11 protein-coding genes are annotated in these 19,154 nt (G+C 40.8%); 10 read left to right on the forward strand and 1 reads right to left on the reverse strand.

From position 1 onward, the window contains the following. From mce to addA, 10 genes are all read left to right on the forward strand, one after another. The coding region (gene mce / locus F606_RS0112400; RefSeq protein WP_019553319.1) for a methylmalonyl-CoA epimerase at positions 1–396 on the forward strand (396 nt) is incomplete at its 5' end. A gap of 212 nt (positions 397–608) precedes the next feature. Continuing rightward, positions 609–1,517: a quinolinate synthase NadA gene (gene nadA, locus F606_RS0112405; RefSeq protein ID WP_019554216.1), complete on the forward strand. Its 909-nt coding sequence runs from the start codon at positions 609–611 to the stop codon at positions 1,515–1,517. Between the two features lie 10 nt (positions 1,518–1,527). After that, entirely contained in the window at positions 1,528–3,099 is a 1,572-nt protein-coding gene (nadB, locus tag F606_RS0112410; protein WP_019554217.1) for an L-aspartate oxidase, read from the forward strand. A gap of 4 nt (positions 3,100–3,103) precedes the next feature. Beyond that, positions 3,104–3,949, forward strand: a complete 846-nt coding sequence (gene nadC, locus F606_RS0112415) for a carboxylating nicotinate-nucleotide diphosphorylase (RefSeq protein ID WP_019554218.1) — start codon at positions 3,104–3,106, stop codon at positions 3,947–3,949. Between the two features lie 299 nt (positions 3,950–4,248). Then, positions 4,249–5,031 (forward strand): CheR family methyltransferase, encoded by a 783-nt coding sequence (locus F606_RS0112420; RefSeq protein ID WP_019554219.1) that lies wholly within the window; start codon positions 4,249–4,251, stop codon positions 5,029–5,031. A 119-nt stretch (positions 5,032–5,150) separates the two neighbouring features. Continuing rightward, positions 5,151–6,110, forward strand: coding sequence for a phenylacetate--CoA ligase family protein (locus F606_RS0112425; protein ID WP_019554220.1), 960 nt, complete (start codon positions 5,151–5,153; stop codon positions 6,108–6,110). Positions 6,111–6,235: 125 nt separating this feature from the next. Then, the gene (locus F606_RS0112430) at positions 6,236–7,390 is read left to right on the forward strand and encodes an exonuclease SbcCD subunit D (protein ID WP_019554221.1); all 1,155 of its coding nucleotides are present in this window, start codon (positions 6,236–6,238) and stop codon (positions 7,388–7,390) included. Then, complete coding sequence (locus tag F606_RS0112435; protein ID WP_019554222.1) at positions 7,387–10,434, forward strand: AAA family ATPase; 3,048 nt, start codon at positions 7,387–7,389, stop codon at positions 10,432–10,434. The genes F606_RS0112430 and F606_RS0112435 overlap by 4 nt, the downstream gene beginning before the upstream one ends. 164 nt (positions 10,435–10,598) lie before the next feature. Next, the gene (gene addB / locus F606_RS0112440) at positions 10,599–14,054 is read left to right on the forward strand and encodes a helicase-exonuclease AddAB subunit AddB (RefSeq protein WP_019554223.1); all 3,456 of its coding nucleotides are present in this window, start codon (positions 10,599–10,601) and stop codon (positions 14,052–14,054) included. Beyond that, the gene (gene addA, locus F606_RS0112445; protein WP_019554224.1) at positions 14,030–17,716 is read left to right on the forward strand and encodes a helicase-exonuclease AddAB subunit AddA; all 3,687 of its coding nucleotides are present in this window, start codon (positions 14,030–14,032) and stop codon (positions 17,714–17,716) included. Before addB ends, addA begins: the two co-directional genes overlap by 25 nt. An 895-nt stretch (positions 17,717–18,611) precedes the next feature. On the opposite strand, the gene F606_RS0112455 is transcribed toward addA, so the two are convergent. Then, on the reverse strand, positions 18,612–19,058 hold the full coding sequence (locus F606_RS0112455) for an Lrp/AsnC family transcriptional regulator (protein ID WP_019554226.1): 447 nt from the start codon (positions 19,056–19,058) through the stop codon (positions 18,612–18,614). Positions 19,059–19,154: the final 96 nt, after the last annotated feature.

Genomic DNA, 19,154 nt, shown 5'->3' on the forward strand with positions numbered 1-19,154 from the left:
GATCATATTGGTATTGCTGTTGCTGACTTAGCAGAAGCAAAAAAATTCTATACAGATATTCTTGGTCTTAAAGCAACAGGCGAAGAAGTAGTTGAAGAACAAAAAGTAAAAGTTTGCTTTATACCATCCGGTGACAGCGAATTAGAACTTTTGGAATCGACGTCTCCAGATGGTCCGATTGCAAAATTCATTGAAAAAAACAATGGCAGAAACGGGATTCAGCATATTGCACTTCGCGTTGATAATATTGAACAAACGATTGCAGATTTATTGGCAAAAGGCGTTCGTATGATTGATGAAAAACCACGTTATGGTGCGGGCGGATCAAGTATTGCGTTTGTTCATCCAAAATCTACCGGCGGTATTTTAGTTGAACTTTGCCAACGCAATAAATAAACATATCATATTTAGAGTTAACTCAAGAGGAGCAGAAAAAATCATTATGATTTTTTCTGCTCCTCTTGGTTTTTTTGTATTCCAAAATATTTAGGATATATAAGTTGCATTAAATATTTTTTTGCTTACCGTTGCGGTATTTTGGAAAAGGATTTATAATTATAGTATTGTCAACTGTCAAGACAGTAAGAAAGATGATGGAGAAATTATAAATGAAAAATTTGGTACAGGAAATCGAAAAATTAAAAAAAGAGCGACGGGCTGTTATTTTAGCGCATGTATACCAGCCGCCAGAAATTCAAGCGATTGCGGATTACACAGGCGATTCATTTGGTCTATCGCAGCAAGCAGCAGCAACCGATGCAGAAGTAATTGTATTTTGCGGTGTTCATTTTATGGCGGAAACTGCCGCTATTTTATCACCAGAAAAAATAGTTTTGCTCCCAGCAATCGATGCTGGATGCTTGATGTTTGATGATATGATTGAGCAGGCATTAAAGAAAAAAATACAGGAAAAACCGGATGCGGTCGTTGTGTCATATGTCAATACACCAGCAGCGGTTAAAGCGATAAGTGATATTTGCTGCACATCCGCCAATGCAGTCGCCGTGGTTGAATCGATAGCGTGTGACAAAGAAATTATTTTTGTGCCGGATCGAAATCTCGCTTCGTATGTACAAGAGCAAACGAATGCTAATATTTTTTCTTGGCCCAGCTGTTGCCCAACGCATGCACGTCTGTCAAAAGAGGAACTTCAGGCAATGAAAGAAAAGCACCCCAAGGCACTCGTTCTAATGCATCCTGAATGTGAGCCGGAAGTGAGGGGAATTGCTGATTTTATTGGCAGCACGACTAATATTGTAAAAGAAGCAAAACGCAGCCCAAACCGTGAATTTATTATTGCAACGGAGCAGGGCGTTTTATATCAGCTAGAAAAGGAGTGCCCAGAGAAAAGTTTTTATTTGGCATCGGATAAAATGGTCTGCAGCAATATGAAAAAAACGACACTCGAAAAAGTTAAAAGTTCATTGGTTCAGTTGGAACCACGAATCATCGTTCCGGAAGAAACTCGCTTGCGGGCAGTCGGAAGCTTGAAAAAAATGCTGGCAATTTGCGGTTAGGAGAATTAGAATGCAGCGTTATTTAATGAATTTTTCGACCAAGGATCTTCCCGTACAAAAAACGGATTGTCTTGTGGTCGGCAGTGGGGTTGCTGGGCTGATTACTGCCTGGTATGCGGCTGAAAAAGGTCAGAAGGTCTTATTGATGGTAAAAGATACATTACATGACAGCAATACCAATCAGGCGCAGGGCGGCATTGCTTCCGTTTTTGGTGAAGATGATACCTTTGCTTTGCATGTGGCCGATACAATCAAAGCCGGAGCTGGACTTTGCGATGAAGAAATTGTGAGACTGGTTGTTGAAGAAGGACATGATGCGGTAGAGAATCTGATGAAATTAGGGGCGGTTTTCGATCGTGATAAACAGGGGAATATTGCTTTGGGGCGTGAGGGTTGTCATTCACGTTCAAGGGTGTTACATGCCAAAGGCGATGCGACCGGGGCTGAAGTTGTGCGCTGTTTGCTGGCGGCGGTTGAATCACATCCGAATATAGTTATTATGGAACATCATTATTTAGTAGATTTATTGATTCAACAGGGAACTTGTTATGGGGGACTTTTATGGTGCGAGCAAAATAAAGAATTATTGACGGTTCGTGCAGGCTCGATTGTTTTGGCTACTGGCGGTGCCGGACAATTGTTTGTTCATACAACGAATCCGGATGGTGCAACGGGAAGTGGAATTAGCATTGCCTATCGCGCCGGTGCAGTTCTTATGGATATGGAATTTGTTCAATTTCATCCAACAGCACTTGCTTTTAGTGGTGGAGATAATTTTTTGATTTCTGAGGCGGTACGTGGGGCGGGCGGTATTTTACGCAATGCACGAGGAGAACGTTTTATGCCAAAGTATCATGAACTGGCGGAATTGGCACCGCGCGACATCGTAGCACGCGCTATTTTCCAAGAAATGAAACAAGATGGTGCGGATCATATCTATCTGGACGCCAGGGCGATTGATCAGTTGACGACAAAGTTTCCCATGATTACAGCAACTTGTGAAACGTATGGGATCAACATCCAATCGGATCTTATTCCCGTTGCTCCAGCAGCACATTATATGATGGGAGGCATCCAAGTTGATCGAAATGGCGAGAGCAGCATCCAGCAACTATTTGTTTGTGGTGAAGCTGCTTGTACAGGGCTGCATGGTGCCAATCGTCTAGCGAGCAATTCCCTGCTAGAAGGACTCGTTTTTGGGCGGAGAATTGCTGAGCTTATCGCACGGCGACATGTGGCAATCAAGGAAAGCATTGATTGGAAATGTACATCCTTGCAAAAGAAAGCCTATCGCTGTGCTATAACGGCCATGCAAAAAACAATGAGCCGTCACTTGGGTCTAATTCGTGATTTTTCGGGTTTGACGGTTGCCAATGAATTTTTTGCTGGTATACATAATGATCTCGATGGAACAAATGCTTTTAGTCAGCAGGAGCTCGAATATCGTAATATGCTGCTAACTGCGAAGCTTATTGCCCAGACGGCTGCAATGCGCCAAGAAAGCCGCGGTGGACATTATCGCAGTGACTATTCCAGACCTTCGGCGGCTTGGCAGCAGCATATTTTAGAGAAAAGCAGGTAAAACTATGAAATTTAAAAACTTTAATCTAGATCGTTGGCTTGAAAACTGGTTAGCCGAAGATATTGGCAGTGGTGATCTGACAACCGATTTGATTGTGCCGGAAGCAGCTGTGGCAAAGGCGTGTATTCATTCTAAAGATATAGGACTTTTGGCTGGTGTTGATGTTGCTGGACGTGTTTTTACTTTACTCAATCCCGACATCCAATTTACGGTGTGTGCGCGAGATGGGGCGCAGCTTGATAAACAAACTGTGATTGCAACCGTCGAAGGTGATGCACGCAGTATCTTGGCGGGTGAACGACTGGCACTCAATTTGCTTCAGCATTTGAGCGGCATTGCGACCCAAACAGCACATTTCACAGCGCTGGCAGCGCCATATGGTGCACGTCTGGTAGATACTCGCAAGACTACACCAGGGCTTAGATTACTCGAAAAATACGCTGTAAGAGTAGGCGGGGGCTTCAACCATCGCCTGGGGCTTTATGATGCGGTGCTAATTAAAGACAACCATATCAAAGTGGCTGGAGGCATTAAGGCAGCGTTGGAATTGGTCAAACAAGAAATTTCACATATGACAAAAATTGAAATTGAAGTGGAAAATATTGCGGGGGTCGAAGCAGCTCTTCGCGGAGGCGCAGATGTTATCATGTTGGATAATATGGATTGTGAGCAAATGATACAAGCTGTAAAGCTAATTGATGGACGTGTACCAGTAGAGGCTTCTGGTGGTATTACGGCAAAAACGGTGGCTGCTATTGCTGCAACGGGTGTAGACATAATATCGGTGGGGGCCCTGACACATTCGGTTCGATCCCTTGATATCAGTCTTGATATTGATTTAAATAAATAAAAAACTGTCGAATAGAATCGGTGTATAAAGTCACTGGTTCTATTATTTTTGTTTTAAAATAAAAATAAAAATCAAGGCTAATTGGAAAAAAAGAGAATTTATTAAGTTTTTGTGAATTTCCGTGCATTTATGTAGGACTTTTCTATCTAAAGAACGAATATTATCTTTATTGGGTTATAATTGTTTTTTGTAGGCGTTGAAGACTCGCTGTTAGAAGTATGCCCATTATTGTATATAACAAAGGTTAACCTTTTGACCATAAGGATTATTAGTGTTAATTATAATGAGGAGGTAAATATATGCTCGATGAAAAAGATTGGGAATTATTTAAACAAAAGCTGAAAATGAAGACGGGTATTGATTTAAATTTGTATAAAGCAAATCAAATGCAGCGCCGGATCGGGAATCTAATGACGCGGCATGGTAGTACATCGTATGTGGCTTTTTTTAGCAGCATTGAAAATGATAAACAAGCTTTTGCTAATTTTATTGAATATCTGACGATAAATGTATCGGAATTTTTTCGGACACCGGATAAATTTTCTCAGCTGGAAACAACGGTAATTCCAGATTTATTGAAAAAAAGTTCAAAACTTAATATTTGGAGTGCTGGTTGTTCAATTGGAGCGGAACCTTACTCCATGGCAATGATTTTAAAAGAAATGACGCCGATGTCAAAACATCGTATTTTAGCGAGTGATCTTGATATTGAAATTATTACGAAAGCCAAAAAAGGTGTTTATTCTGATAATGAATTAAAAAGTATTTCAGCGGATCGCAAAAGAAAATATTTTACTGCAGAGGCGGATAAATTTGCAGTTTTGCCTGAGATCAAGTCCTGTATTGAATTTAAACAGCATAATTTATTAAAGGATCGTTTTGAAACGGGCTTTGATCTTATTTTATGCCGTAACGTAGTAATTTATTTTACAGAAGAAGCTAAGGATCAATTATATAGAGACTTTTTTGCGGCACTGAAACCAGGCGGCGTTTTATTTGTTGGTGCCACCGAGGCTATCTTAAATTTCCGCAATATGGGCTATGAATCTTATTTACCATTTTTTTATCGCAGACCAATGTAATAGATCATCTAGATTATGGGGATGATTTTGCTATAAATTGATTTCGTCAGAATTAATCGTGAGAAATGTGTTACAATGAAAACATACTCTAGAGCGGAATCAATTGCGGAGGAGATTTTATGTACTCGAATCAGAAAATCGAAACGATGCCTCGCGAACTCATGACGCAGCTGCAGACGGAACGATTGCGCAAGACAATGAAATGGGCTTATGAAAAAAGCCCGTTTTATCATGAAAAAATGAACTCGATGGGGCTGACAGACCAGTCTATACAGACGTTAGATGATTTAAAAAAAATGCCATTTACAACACAAAATGATCTGATCGTAAATTCCCCGTTTGGTTTTTTAACGGTACCAATCAGCGGTACGATCCGTATGCGGATTGTTGGAAGAAATTTTAACATTGCTCGTGCATATACAAATGCTGATGTCGGACGCAATGTTGAAATGATGACACGCTGCCTGATGGCTGGGGGTGTAACCAAGGGAACGATCATGGAAGTGATTGATGAATATTCAGATGAAAATGCTTTGAGTGTTCAATATGCAGCCGAAGTACTTGGTGCGACGGTGATTCCGTCGCCTTTGACAAACTTGGAACGTGCGATTACGATGATGAACCAATTTGGCGTGGATGCAATCGTTAGCAACCCGAAACAACTTTTACAGCTCATCATCAATGCACAGGCATTTGAAAATGATATTAAGGGGATGCCGCTTACGGCCATCTTTTGTATGAATGATTTGCTTCGCAACAATATGGACACGCATTTGAAGTCCAGAATTGGAGCGAAAATTTATAATATGTATTCACCCGTTGAGTTTGGCTGTGCGGGGATGTTGTTTGAATGTGAATATAAATGTGGTTTTCATATACAGGAAGACTATTTTTATCCGGAAGTTATTCGATTGGGTGATAATCAAGCTATTGATGAAAATCATATGGGTGAACTCGTTATCACATCTTTAGCTTTAGAAGCAATGCCTTTGATTCGTTTTAGAACAGGACAGATGGTGATGCTCGATCAGGATACCTGTAAGTGTGGTCGTACATTGATTCGGCTGACGACACCTTAATGCAAGAAAATTTAAAGATTGTACGTTTGCTGCACCGGATAAAAATCTGGTGCTTTTTTTATTCTTGCAGGGTTTTGAGCGAGCTGAAAAGAATTTAAGATTTATAGATAGAGGAGGGAACGTCAGTGCGTTTTATTCATACGTCAGATTGGCATTTAGGACGGTTGTTTCATGGTAAACATTTAACACAGGACCAGTCGCATGTTCTTGAACAATTTTATCAAGTGGTAAAGGACACAAAACCAGATGCAATATTGATTGCAGGTGATATTTATGATCGTGCGGTACCACCGATCGAGGCGGTGGAACTTTTGGATGATACGCTGGCACGTCTTTTGCTGGACCAAAAGATACCCGTTATTATGATAGCTGGTAATCACGACAGTGCTCAGCGGATTGGATTTGGCAGTAAATTACTTGCCGGGCAGGGTCTGTATGTAACGGGACAGCTCACAAATCCTCTTACGCCCGTGGTACTGACGGATTCATTTGGCGATGTGTATTTTATGCCGTTTACCTATGCCGAACCATCTTTGGTACGATCCGTATATCAACATAATGAATCGCTGGACTTTGATGGGGCAATGAAATTTTTAGTGCAGCAAAGTCTGCAAAGAATCCCACAAGGGGTACGTAAAGTTGCCTTAGCACATGCCTTTATTGCTGGTGGGCAAGAGTCAGAATCGGAGCGCCCGTTATCGGTAGGTGGCAGCAGCAATGTTAGTGCAGGAAGTTTTGCCGCCTTTGATTATACAGCACTAGGGCATTTACATAATTCGCAAAAAGCAGGTGGAAAACAGATTTGTTATTCGGGTTCTTTGATGAAATATTCTTTTGATGAGGCAAATCAAACTAAAGGAATCAATATCGTGGATATGGATAAGAATGGGCAAGTAGAGATCGAGCTGGTTTCGCTCAAGCCCAAATATGATGTTTGTAAAGTGTCAGGTTATTTTGCTGATATCTTGCAAAACCGTGAAAAATATCCTTCTCAGGATGATTATATGATGGTTTCACTGAAAGATACGCAGGCAATTCTTGATGTGCATGGGCAATTGGAGAAAATTTATCCGAACCTCATGCAGATTGAACGACCTTATTTAAATATAGGGGGGAAACTAGCTACGGAGCGTTTGGATTATCGTACAAAGACGGAGCTGCAGCTATTTGGCGATTTTTTTCAGCAGATGACAGATCGGGAGTTGAATCAAGAGCAAAAACAAACTTTTGCCACAAATTTGGATGAACTTTTGCTTAAAGCACGGGAGGTCAAATCATGAAACTGTTGAAACTTGTTTTTAGTGCATTTGGACCTTATTTAGGCAAAGAAACTCTGAATTTTGCTGATTTACAGGGAAGATCCTTTTTTCTGATCCATGGACCGACTGGAGCAGGTAAAACAACCATACTGGATACGATTTGTTTTGCGCTTTATGGTGATGCCAGCGGCGAAAATCGTGAAGCGAAAATGCTGCGCAGTGATAATGCTGATATCGAACAAATGACGGAGGTAGAATTTACTTTTTCATTAGGTCAGGATTTATATAAGGTATGGCGTGCTCCTGAACAGCAGCGTCCAAAAAAACGCGGCGAGGGGACGACCTTAAGCACGGCCGATGCATTGCTTTATAAAATAAATGGCAGCGAAGAAAAATTATTGGTGCAGGGCTATACAAATGTTACGCTGCAAATTGAAAAACTACTGGGGTTCAAGAGCAATCAGTTTCGACAGGTTGTGCTGCTGCCACAGGGAGAATTTCGCCGGCTGCTTTTAGCGAATTCGGCCGAGCGACAGGAAATCATGCAAACTTTGTTTAAAACAGAATTATATCGTCAAATTGAGGAACATCTTAAAGAAAAAGCGAAAGATATCGCAGCGGCTAAAAAAGTATTGGATGATGAACAGAATTTTATTTTGCGTGAACTTGAAGTTGATTCTTTGGTTTGTTTAGAGGCGAGTATTGCAAGTAAAAAAATAACCCTTGAACAGACAGGTGTAAAAGTAGAGGCTTTGAAAGCTTTGCAGCAAAAAGCGCAAGGTGAAGATGTGGATGGTCGTCTTACTGAGAGTAAATTTCAAGCAGCAGCAAAAGCTGCCTTGGAAAAAGCAGAACAGAAAACGAAAATTCCAGTGGTGGAAGACTATCGTAAAAAATACCAGGCGGCACAGCAAGCGGTAAGCCTGGAGGATCTTGAAGTGCAGGTTCAATCTTTGCTAGTGAATGTCAAAACGGATGAAGGTAAACTTAGGCAAACGAGTGAGCGTGTAGACTATTTAAAAAAACAGTTACAAGTGGCGGAAGAGAATTTTCGCAAAGGGCAAGAAGACGAACCAAAACGGCTGGTTATGGATGCACAAGTTCTGAAATTGACTGCATTTGCCGAACAATTGACTGGTTTGGCAAATGCCCGACAGGCTGCCAAACAAAAAGAAGCTTCGCTCACACAAGCTTTAGCTTTGCAGACCGATGGTGAAAAAAAGATTTTGCTTCTAGCTGAAAAACGTCAAAAAGCACAAGCTTTGGTTTTGCCATTAACGCAGGAAAAAGCGAAAATTGAGGGATATCAAGGCGAACTAGTGCGTCTCAAAAATTTACAGATCAAATTGAACGAAGGAGAAAAAATTGATAGTGAATTAATTGTAATGCTTGCAAAACAGCAACAGGAAGACCTGAAAATGCAGCAGGTAAGTGAACTTTATGAAAAACAGCAGCTTCAGGTAATGCGTCTTCAACATCTGTTTGCGATTGGACAGGCTGCTATCTTAGCCCGAGGTTTAAAAGAAAAACAGCCTTGTCCGGTTTGTGGATCTTTGTCACACCCGAATGTAGCGAGCAGTACAGAAATATTGCCAACTGAAAACGAAGTGAAGGAAGCACAACATCAATTGGCAGAACTCGATAAAAAAAGACAGCAGCAGCACATTGATTTGAGTAAGATTGAAACCCAATATGCTACAGCTATGAATCGGAAAAATGACAGTAAATTTGTATTGGGAGAAAACCCACCAGCCATTGGTGAAGTGATAAAGCAGATCAAATTGTATGAGAGTTATCTGCAAAGCGCTAAGCAGGCAGGTACTGAACTAACGGAAGTAGAAAACTTATTAGAAAAATTGCAGTTTGAAGAAATTTCAATCGGTGAGCAGCAAGCGGAGTACAGCCTTCACTACAAACAAACTGATAATGAATATCAGGCAGCGGTAGCTGTTACCAAGGAACGGGAAGAGTCCTTGCCAGAAATCTATCGAGATTCAACTGTTTTATTAGAAGCGCAACGTGATGCAATCCGTAAACAAAAAGATCTTAAATATGCCTTTGAAAAAGCAGATCAGGAAGTTCAGCGTTTTCGTAGTGAATATGCTGTAGCAACGGCAACTCTTGAAATGGTACAGAAAAATTTACTGCAAGAGCAGGACCGGTTAGCGCAGACTGAACAAAAATTTACTATGCGGCGTCAAAATGCGGGATTTAGTAGTCAGGAAGAATATCTGACTGCGAAATGGACGGAGAAAAAAAGGCAGGAAGTTAAGGAAAAGATCCGGATATTTGATGATAAGTTGGCCGCGGTAGAAGATGCTGACCAAAAAGCACAGGCGGCGATTGTGATGTTAACGCGGCCTGATCTGACCGCATTAGAACAAGAACTGCAAAAGACGGCGCAGGATTATAATGAAGCCTATGCCCTGTGGCAGCGAGAAAAAGAGCAGATCAAGCAAAGTCAAAATAAAGCGAAACGGTTGCAGACCCTTGAGGCGAGATCAGCTTCTATTCAGGAAGAATACGGCGTGATTGGAACTTTGGCAGCTGTTGCTGGCGGCAATAATATACATGGCATGACATTTCAGCGTTTTGTTTTGAAATCACTATTGGAGGATGTGATTGATGCTTCCAATATGCGATTGAAAATTATGAGCCGTGGCCAGTATACTTTGCAAAGCACGCCGGAACGAACGCGTAAAAATGCAGCAGGTGGTCTTGAAATAGAGATTTTTGATCAATATACGGGCTATGCGAGATCCGTGGCAACCTTATCGGGTGGCGAAACATTTTTAGCATCTTTATCACTGGCTTTGGGCTTGGCTGATGTGGTGCAAAGCTATGCTGGTGGAATACATTTGGATACGATTTTAGTTGATGAAGGTTTTGGAACTTTAGATCCGGAGGCACTGGATATGGCAATTAAAGCTCTGATTGATTTGCAAAAAGGCGGTCGATTGGTGGGGATTATTTCGCATGTGCCAGAACTTAAAGAACGAATTGATGCGAGACTTGAAGTTACCAAAGGCAAACAAGGCAGTCAGGCTGCTTTTCATGTGGGATAAGATATACTTAAAGAAATGCCATACAGTCTATCAGTCTGCCAAGAGTAGGAGGGTATCGTTTGCTTCCTCTCGTAACGCCACGGAGCCCTATACCCATTCCTGACGATTGCCATATAAAATGTTTAATGCGTCTATATATTATAAAAAGGGAGTCAGGTGGAAATATGTCATTGCAATTTATTATCGGACGCGGCGGGTCTGGTAAAACATCATACTGTTTAGAGTCCATGCGTTCCAAACTTTTTGCCGAGCCGGAAGGGGCGCCTTTAGTTTTGATTTTACCAGAACATATGACATTTAAAGTAGAAAAAGAACTAGCGAATACGCCTGATTTACATGGTTTTACAAGAGCCTATGTTTTTGGCTTTCGGCGCTTGGCCCAGCGCGTACTATTAGAGACTGGTGGCGCAATTTATCCATCAATTACAGAAATTGGAAAACGATTACTTCTTTCAAGGGTGTTGAGTGATAATCTTGATACGCTGCATACATTGGGCCGGGCAGCTCGCCAGCGTAATTTTACCGATTCGCTCTCACGCATGATTGAGGAATTCAAAAGCTATGGTGTTGATGCAAAGACTTTGCAGCAAGCGGCAGAATCTATGACAGCCAGTGCATTAAAAGATAAGTTGACGGATTTAGCTTTGATTTATCAGGGCTTTAACCTTGGGATGGAAGGACATTATACGGATGCGGAAGATGTACTTGAGGTGATGGAGCAGAAAATTGCAGATTCGTCTATTTTGCGTGATGCCGAAGTTTGGATTGATGGATTCATTTTTTTTAATCCACAGGAAATGAATATTTTGCGGGAGATTTTATTGACCGCGAAAAGTGTGAAAATAACACTTTCTTTAGAGGCTATTGATTCGGTGGAGCATACGATTGATACATCGCTTTTTCATCGGCAGTGGAAGACGCTGCAACAAGTAAAACGTTTGGCAGAAGAATTGGATATGAAGGCAGAGGTATTGGAGCTTACTGCGCCAATACGTTTTATAAGGGCAAATTTAGGGCATATCGAGTCAAATTTATTTAAGTATCCCATCCAGCAGTTTGCCGAAGTTGATGGGGTCGCGATTGTGGAAGCTGCGAATCGTCGTATTGAAGTTGAAGGTGTTGCGGTAGATATTTTACGATTATGCCGCGAAGAACACTACAAGTGGCGTGATATTGGTATATTAGTACGTGATAGCAGTGCCTATGAAGATGTATTGCAAGCGGTATTACAAGATTATCAAATTCCATTTTTTAGTGACAGCAAACGTCAAACAATTCATCATCCATTGGCAGAACTTTTGCGTTCGGTTCTTGAAGCCTTGCATGGCTGGAAATATGAGCCTTTATTTCGGTGTTTTAAAACGGATTTTTTCCCCGTCACACGCTCACAAATTGATTTGCTCGAAAATTATGTATTGGAATTTGGTATCCGCGGCAATCGCTGGCTGATGGAAGAAGATTGGCGTTATCATAAACGTTTATCTTTGGACGAAGACAGTGAAATAAGTGATGAAAATGCCGAACGGTTAGCACAAATCAATCAGATTCGGCGACAGGTTATGCTTCCCTTGACAAAATTTGCGCAGCAGATAAAAAAAGCAGCCACTGTTTGTGAACGCACGACGGCTTTATATCAGTTGTTTACGGATTTGGCAGTGCCGGATACACTCGAAAAATGGGCCAAGGCAGCCGAAAAGCAGGGGAATCTTGCCGAAGCCCGCCAGCATCAGCAGCTTTGGGATAATGTTATTCAGTTGTTTGACCAACTGGTGGAAACTTGCGGAGCGGATGTAATGACCGCGGATGTTTATGAGCAAACAATCAATGATGGGCTCGATGGGCTGATGATTAGTTTGATTCCCCCGGGACTTGATTATGTGACGATTGCGCCATTTGATCAAAATAGCCTGGACAATACAAAAGCTATTTATATTATTGGGGCAAATGAAGGTGTAATGCCAAGGCGCGGTCGGGCAGAGGGCTTGCTGACGGATGGTGAAAGAGCAGAGCTGGCTTCGCTGGGACTAGAACTTTCTCAAGGGGTTGGTGCCGATAATTTTGCGGAAAAATATTTCTTGTATAGCGCTTTTACACGTGGCACAGAATATCTTTGGGTGTCTTATCCTTTGGCGGATCAGGAAGGGGCGGGGCTGAATCCATCTTCATTGGTACAGCGGCTGCGTGAACTTTTGCCGGCTATAAAACTACAGTCTTTGCCGCTGGAACCTTTACCGGGATCTGAATACTGGTCAATTGCTCAGCCGCGACAGGCTGTAGCGAAATTGGCGGGAGCCTTACGTGCTTATCGGAAAAACGGTTTTTTTAGTCCTGTTTGGCAGGATGTGTATAATTGGGCTTTGACCGACGAAAAAATGAATCCTGTCTTGAAAATGGTTACAGCGGGTTTGTTTGATTTGCGCCAAGCCGAAGCGCTGCCAACGGATATCGCAAAAATGCTCTTTACAAACAATAAACGCTTACGCGGTAGTGTGACTCGTTTTGAAAGATTTCGTGCCTGTCCGTTTCAGCATTTTGCGCAGTATGGACTAAAACTTAAAGAACGGGCTGAGTTTTCTTTTGCTGCCCCAGATTTAGGGAATTTTTTACATGCATCACTAAAAGCCTTTGGTGAACGGATGAAGGCGGAAGAGCGTAATTGGAGTGACGTTAAAGAGGGAGAATATCAAAATATATGCGGTGAAATTGTTGCGGATTTGGCACCTAGATTGCAAAATGAAATTTTGCTTAGTTCAGCTAAATATCAGCATTTGTTAGGTCGAATTCGTCGTACGGTCGAGCGAGCGGTGAAGCGTCTGATTGCCTTTGATTATGTGAGTTGCTTTAAGCCAATTGGTTTTGAAAAAGCGTTTGGCCATGATTTTGATGCTCTGCCACCCCTTACGTATAGTTTGGAAGATGGTTACCAGATAGAAATCACTGGACAGATTGATCGCATTGACTGCATGGAGGCGGAGGATCGTAAGTATTTTTTGGTGATTGATTATAAATCCGGTAATGCTTATTTGAATTTGATTGATGTCTACTATGGACTTAGATTACAGTTGCTGACCTATCTGCTTGTCGCCCAAAATGCGGCACAAAAACTAGTTGGTGGTAAAACGATACCGGCCGGTATTTTATATTATTTCTTAAAAAATCCCGTGGTGAGTGCAAAATATCGACTGAGTGAGAAAGAAACCGAAGCGGAATTAACGAAAATGCTTAAAATGCCGGGGTGGATACTGGCGGATTCGGAGATTATTCGTCAGATTGATTCGTCGTTTAATTTTATTAAAGTTTCATTAAAAACGGATGGCGAAATAAAGCAAACCGGAAAAAACAATGTAAAAAGTGAAGAGGAATTTATGGCTTTGCTGGGTTTTGTTGATTATATTTTATCGGATACTGGGCGGCAGATTCTTAGCGGTGATGTTTCCGTCAGTCCGTTTGCTTTAGATAATAAAGAGGCTTGTACGTTTTGTCCGTATCGTTCTTTTTGTCAATTCGACCGTATGATACCAGGACATGAATATCGCCAACTAAAAAAACTAGAAAATGAAGCGGTTATGGAATCCATTACAGAGGAGGCAGCAACATGGCATGGTCTAAAGCACAATTAAAAGCAATTACTACCTATAATAAAAATTTACTGGTAGCTGCTGCTGCTGGATCAGGTAAAACATCTGTTTTGGTAGAACGAATCATTCAGCGGCTGTTGAGTGGAAACTGCAATATTGATGAAATTTTGGTGGTAACATTTACCAATGCGGCAGCGGCAGAAATGCGGGAACGGATTGCTCTGGCAATTGATGCCGAACTTAAAAAAAATCCGCAGTCGTCTCATTTAGAGCGGCAGCTGGTTTTACTCAATACAGCCTCAATTTCAACACTGCATTCTTTTTGCCAAACGATCATTCGGCAAAACTTTCACCTTTTGGATTTGGACCCGAAATTTCGTCTGGCGAATCAACAGGAAATGAACTTATTAAAGCGGGATGTTTTGGAAGCGATCTTTGAAGAGGGGTATGAAAGCAATAATGCTGAATTTTTGAGCTTTGTTGATGCTTATGCCGACGAACGTAGTGATGAAGAAATGTATGGAATTTTATTAAAGCTGTATGAATTTTCGCGTAGTCAGCCTTATCCAGAGCATTGGATTGGAACTCTGCCAGAAAACTTTGTTTTGTCAGAAGCTATGACGGTGGATGATACACCGTGGCCGCGCATCATTAAAGAACAGTTAACTCTTGTTTTTGAAGAATGTCGCGTGCAGTGCGATGAACTTGTGCAAATGGCACAAGAGCTGGACTGTACATTTTATCTGCCTGTTTTGCACTCAGATCTAGAAATCATTCTCCATTTGCAGGATTTGTTAAAAACGGATTGGGAAACATTACGCAATGGCATATATGCAGTGAAGTTTGCAACACTTACGGCACCGCGTGGTACAGATGTCGAGCTGAAAACATTATTTCAAAAACCACGACAGCAAGTCAAAGAACAAATAAAAACCATAAAAGAAGTCTATTTTATGTCCGATAGTATGGAATTGATGGATGATTTACGTCAAACAGCTCCATTGATACGAGCTATTTGTGATATGACAGTGGCTTTTGCGAATGGCTTTGCGGCGGCAAAACGTACTAAGATGGTTGTGGATTTTAGTGATTTGGAACATTTTGCTTTACAGATTTTACTCGATGAAACAGCCACGGCAGAGCAGCTGAAGCCATCTGTCACAGCATTGAATTTGCAGCAGAAATATGTCGAAGTCATGGTTGATGAATATCAAGACACAAATGGGGTACAGGAAGCAATTTTGTCATTGGTACGAAAATCATCGGTGCCAAATCTTTTTGTTGTTGGTGATGTAAAGCAAAGTATCTATCGTTTCCGTTTGGCCGATCCAGAACTTTTTTTGAAAAAATATCGTGAATATCCAACGGCAGGCAGCGATTTTGCCCGTATTGATTTAGCGCAAAACTTTCGCAGCCGGGCGGGAATTTTAGAGGCAATCAATTATATTTTTGCTCAGGTAATGTCAGAAAAGGCCATGGAACTTCCTTATGGTGCAGCCGAACAACTAAACCCTGGACCGCCATATCCTGAAGGCGAAGGGACTTTGGATGACTCGATCGAGGTTGATTTGATTGACCGCGATGAAACGGGAACTTTTAGTGAAACCGAATTTGCTGTGGGTGAGACACAAGCGGCTGAAAAGGAAGAAACGGAAGAGTTAAAAGGATTCCCTTTAGAAGCCAGATTTATTACCAATAGAATTCAAACATTGATGGACGAAAAAAAACAGGTTTTTGATAAAGCGACCAAAACATATCGCCCTTTAGAATGGCGTGATATTGTAATTTTATTGCGTTCCGTCAAGGGAAAAGCAAATATTTTACTAGAAATATTGCATGCGAATAATATTCCAGCTTATGCGGCAGTGGACTCGGGTTATTTTGAGGAAACGGAAGTACGAATCATGCTAGCCTTATTGAATATTATTGATAATCCACGTCAGGACATACCGCTGGCCAGTATCTTGTATTCGCCAATTATTGGTTTATCACCAGTCATGCTGGCAAAAATTAAACTTTTACAGCCCAATGATGATTTGTTTGCAGCGCTCCTACTGGTCAATGAGCCTTCGACTGAGATAGATAGTGAAGTTAAAGAAAAAGTGATGAAATTTGTGCTTCAATTAAGTAGTTGGCGCAATTTGGCGAGGTGCAGCAGTGTACCGGATCTTATTTGGCAATTATTTCGTGATACGGGCTATTATGATTATGTAGGGGGGATGCCGGGCGGCCTTTTGCGGCAGGCGAATCTCAGGGTGCTTTATGACAGAGCTAGAGAATATGAGACCACAAATTTTCGTGGACTATTTCGCTTCCTGCGCTTTGTCGATAAGATGCAAGATACTGGTACGGATCTGGCTGTGGCCAGAACGCTGGGGGAAAGTGAAAATGTAGTACGTGTCATGAGCATTCATAAAAGCAAAGGATTGGAATTTCCGGTCGTTATCGTGGCTGATCTTGGCAAAAAATTTAATCTGCAAGATAGTAGTGATACACTTTTGGTTCATCGGAAATATGGGCTGGGTCCGTTCGTAAGTAAGCCGGATATTTCCTTGCGCTATCCAACCATTGCCAGACAGGCAATTGCTTGTCTAATGAATCGGGAAAGTAAAGCTGAAGAACTGAGGGTTTTATATGTTGCGCTAACGCGGGCACGCGAAAAATTAATTTTAGTTGGATCAAGTACAAAACTGGCTGATCGGGCTTTAAACTGGTGCCGTAATATTGATTTGACCTGTCCAGTGCTGCCAACGTATACAATTGCGGGTGCGAAGACTTATTTAGATTGGATTGGTGCCGCGCTTGCCCGCCATGAGGATGGTAAAGTGCTGCGGGATTTTGCGCAGACAACGAAAAAACGTCTTAATATAGTTTATGAGAATCACTCACGGTGGGAAATTAATATTATACCAGCCAGTAACATTCAAAACCAAGACGTTATATCCAGCGAAACGGAGGTATTGCTGGCTGCGGTTAAAGCACAGCAGATTTTACCGGGATCGCCACAGCAAAAATGGGTTGAACAAGTTTTGAATTGGCAATATCCTGATAAGACTATGCAGGAAGTTCCGGCAAAACTTTCTGTGACGGAGATGAAACGGCGTTTTGAGGTAATGGATACACAAGCCTTGCCGCTTTTTAAACCAAAATTGATTGTCACAAGACCACGCTTTATTCAAGAACAAACACAGCTTACCGGTGCGGAATATGGGACGCTTATGCATGGTGTTATGCAGCATATTGATTTTTGTAAAGACTTGAGTGAAAATGGACTAAAATTGCAACTGGAATCCCTTGTCAACAAAGAGATGATTTTGCCAAAACAGATCAGCCTCATTGATTTAGCAGGGGTGCATAAATTTTTCACTTCTCCACTCGGGCAAAGAATGATAGGCTCAGCTAAGGTAAGGCGCGAACTTCCTTTTAGTATAATGCTGCAAGCGAAAAAGTTTTATCCGGATATATTGGATGAGCAGGAAAATATTTTTGTGCAGGGAATTATTGATGTTTTATTTGATGAACCGGATGGCATGGTTTTAATTGATTATAAAACCGATAAAAATACACAAACTGAAGCTTTAATCAATAAATATAAACTGCAGATTAATCTTTACAGTGAAGCCGCTGAGAAAATATTAAAAAAAGACATAAAAGAAAAATATCTTTATCTATTTCATAATGGAACCGTAATTCCGATGGATTGATGACAGATAAGAGAAACTGTCTTGATCTGCGTACAGCAGATAAAAAAATGGATAAAAAATAGCACTGGTCAGTTAGTCGACTTGTGCTATTTTTTTAGGTAATTAGCGGACTCGTGAAATCGTAAATGTTGATGAATGGGGAATTGACCAATAAAAAAGCGACTGCATATTACATGCGAGTCGCTTTTACGAGTTACGAGTTATCATTGTTTACCTTCTTTATTCATTTGTCTGCAAGACTTCTCTTAAGTAGAAGTAATGCTTTATCAAACAGTTAGATCTAGCTATAAATGATGCATGTCATGCTTACGCATTCATTTACGAATTTTTCGATACTACTTACAGGGACAAGAACCAGGATACGCAACATATATCGAAGTGCCTTATAAATAATATCGAGCTTGGAATTTTGTATTGCAATACATTGGAAGGCTGGTTGTCAAATCGTTATGCTCTCAATTGTGTTATTACTGTGCGGCTTTAATTTTCCTCTAGGCTTTTGAGTACGCATAATGCTAAGAGCCATCATTGCGTCTAACTGTGCCGTTTGAAAATAATCTTTCCAGAAATGCACGTGAATCCAAACCCACTTGAGAACGACTTGCTGTGTTTTTTTATAACACCACATCCCTTCACATTTGGTAAAAGAAGAGTAAAATTGAGGTGGTAAATTATTTTCTGTTGCTCTTCTTTATGTTTTTATTATAACATAGAAAATATGTTATGGCAATATTCTAATTATTATTTTTAAAATAATTAGGGACGAATAATATAGTGGATATTTTTGACGGAGATCGGTTTTGTTTATAAAAAAAAAGACCCTTATCGTAACAAGAAAATCGATAGGAGTCACCGTTATGTATTTAAGTAAAATAGATTTTCTGATCCAGTGATTTTAATCAGGGATAATAGAAGGACTATCAGTAATCGTTGATAAAATAACAATAGTTTGTGTTTTTACGATTCCAGGATGATTTTTGATTCGGGTCAATAATAGTTCCAAAGTTCGGGTGTTTTCGGTAATGATTTTCAACGAATAATCAAAATCTCCCGTAATATAAAAACACTCTTTGATTTCAGCTTCATTTTTTACAAATTCGGCAAAGCTGTCACTATGGGTTGGATTGTCAAAACGAAGAAACATTAACGCCATAAGGTGTTTATTGAGCATGGCTGGATCTAATATGACTGTATATTGCTTAATGACGCCGGATGCTTCCAGCTTTTTTAGTCTTTCACTGATTGCCGGCATGGACAAAGAAACTTGCGAACTCAAATCAGAAATTGTCATGCGAGCATTTTGCTGTAGATTTTTCAGAATTTTTTTATCAATATCATCCATTATGAAACACCGCCGTTCTATATAATTTTAAGCATCTTTTTATTTTATATGCATATTATATTATAACAGGCTCAAGCGAATCTGTAAGCTTTTTTC

Source organism: Propionispira raffinosivorans DSM 20765, assembly GCF_000381065.1.
Taxonomy (GTDB): domain Bacteria; phylum Bacillota; class Negativicutes; order Selenomonadales; family Selenomonadaceae; genus Propionispira; species Propionispira raffinosivorans.

Coding starts and splice junctions, on each gene's coding strand:
- nadA (WP_019554216.1), top strand. CDS start 609: ATGAAAAATTTGGTACAGGAAATCGAAAAATTAAAAAAAGAGCGACGG.
- nadB (WP_019554217.1), top strand. CDS start 1,528: ATGCAGCGTTATTTAATGAATTTTTCGACCAAGGATCTTCCCGTACAA.
- nadC (WP_019554218.1), top strand. CDS start 3,104: ATGAAATTTAAAAACTTTAATCTAGATCGTTGGCTTGAAAACTGGTTA.
- F606_RS0112420 (WP_019554219.1), top strand. CDS start 4,249: ATGCTCGATGAAAAAGATTGGGAATTATTTAAACAAAAGCTGAAAATG.
- F606_RS0112425 (WP_019554220.1), top strand. CDS start 5,151: ATGTACTCGAATCAGAAAATCGAAACGATGCCTCGCGAACTCATGACG.
- F606_RS0112435 (WP_019554222.1), top strand. CDS start 7,387: ATGAAACTGTTGAAACTTGTTTTTAGTGCATTTGGACCTTATTTAGGC.
- addB (WP_019554223.1), top strand. CDS start 10,599: ATGTCATTGCAATTTATTATCGGACGCGGCGGGTCTGGTAAAACATCA.
- addA (WP_019554224.1), top strand. CDS start 14,030: ATGGCATGGTCTAAAGCACAATTAAAAGCAATTACTACCTATAATAAA.
- F606_RS0112455 (WP_019554226.1), bottom strand. CDS start 19,058: ATGGATGATATTGATAAAAAAATTCTGAAAAATCTACAGCAAAATGCT.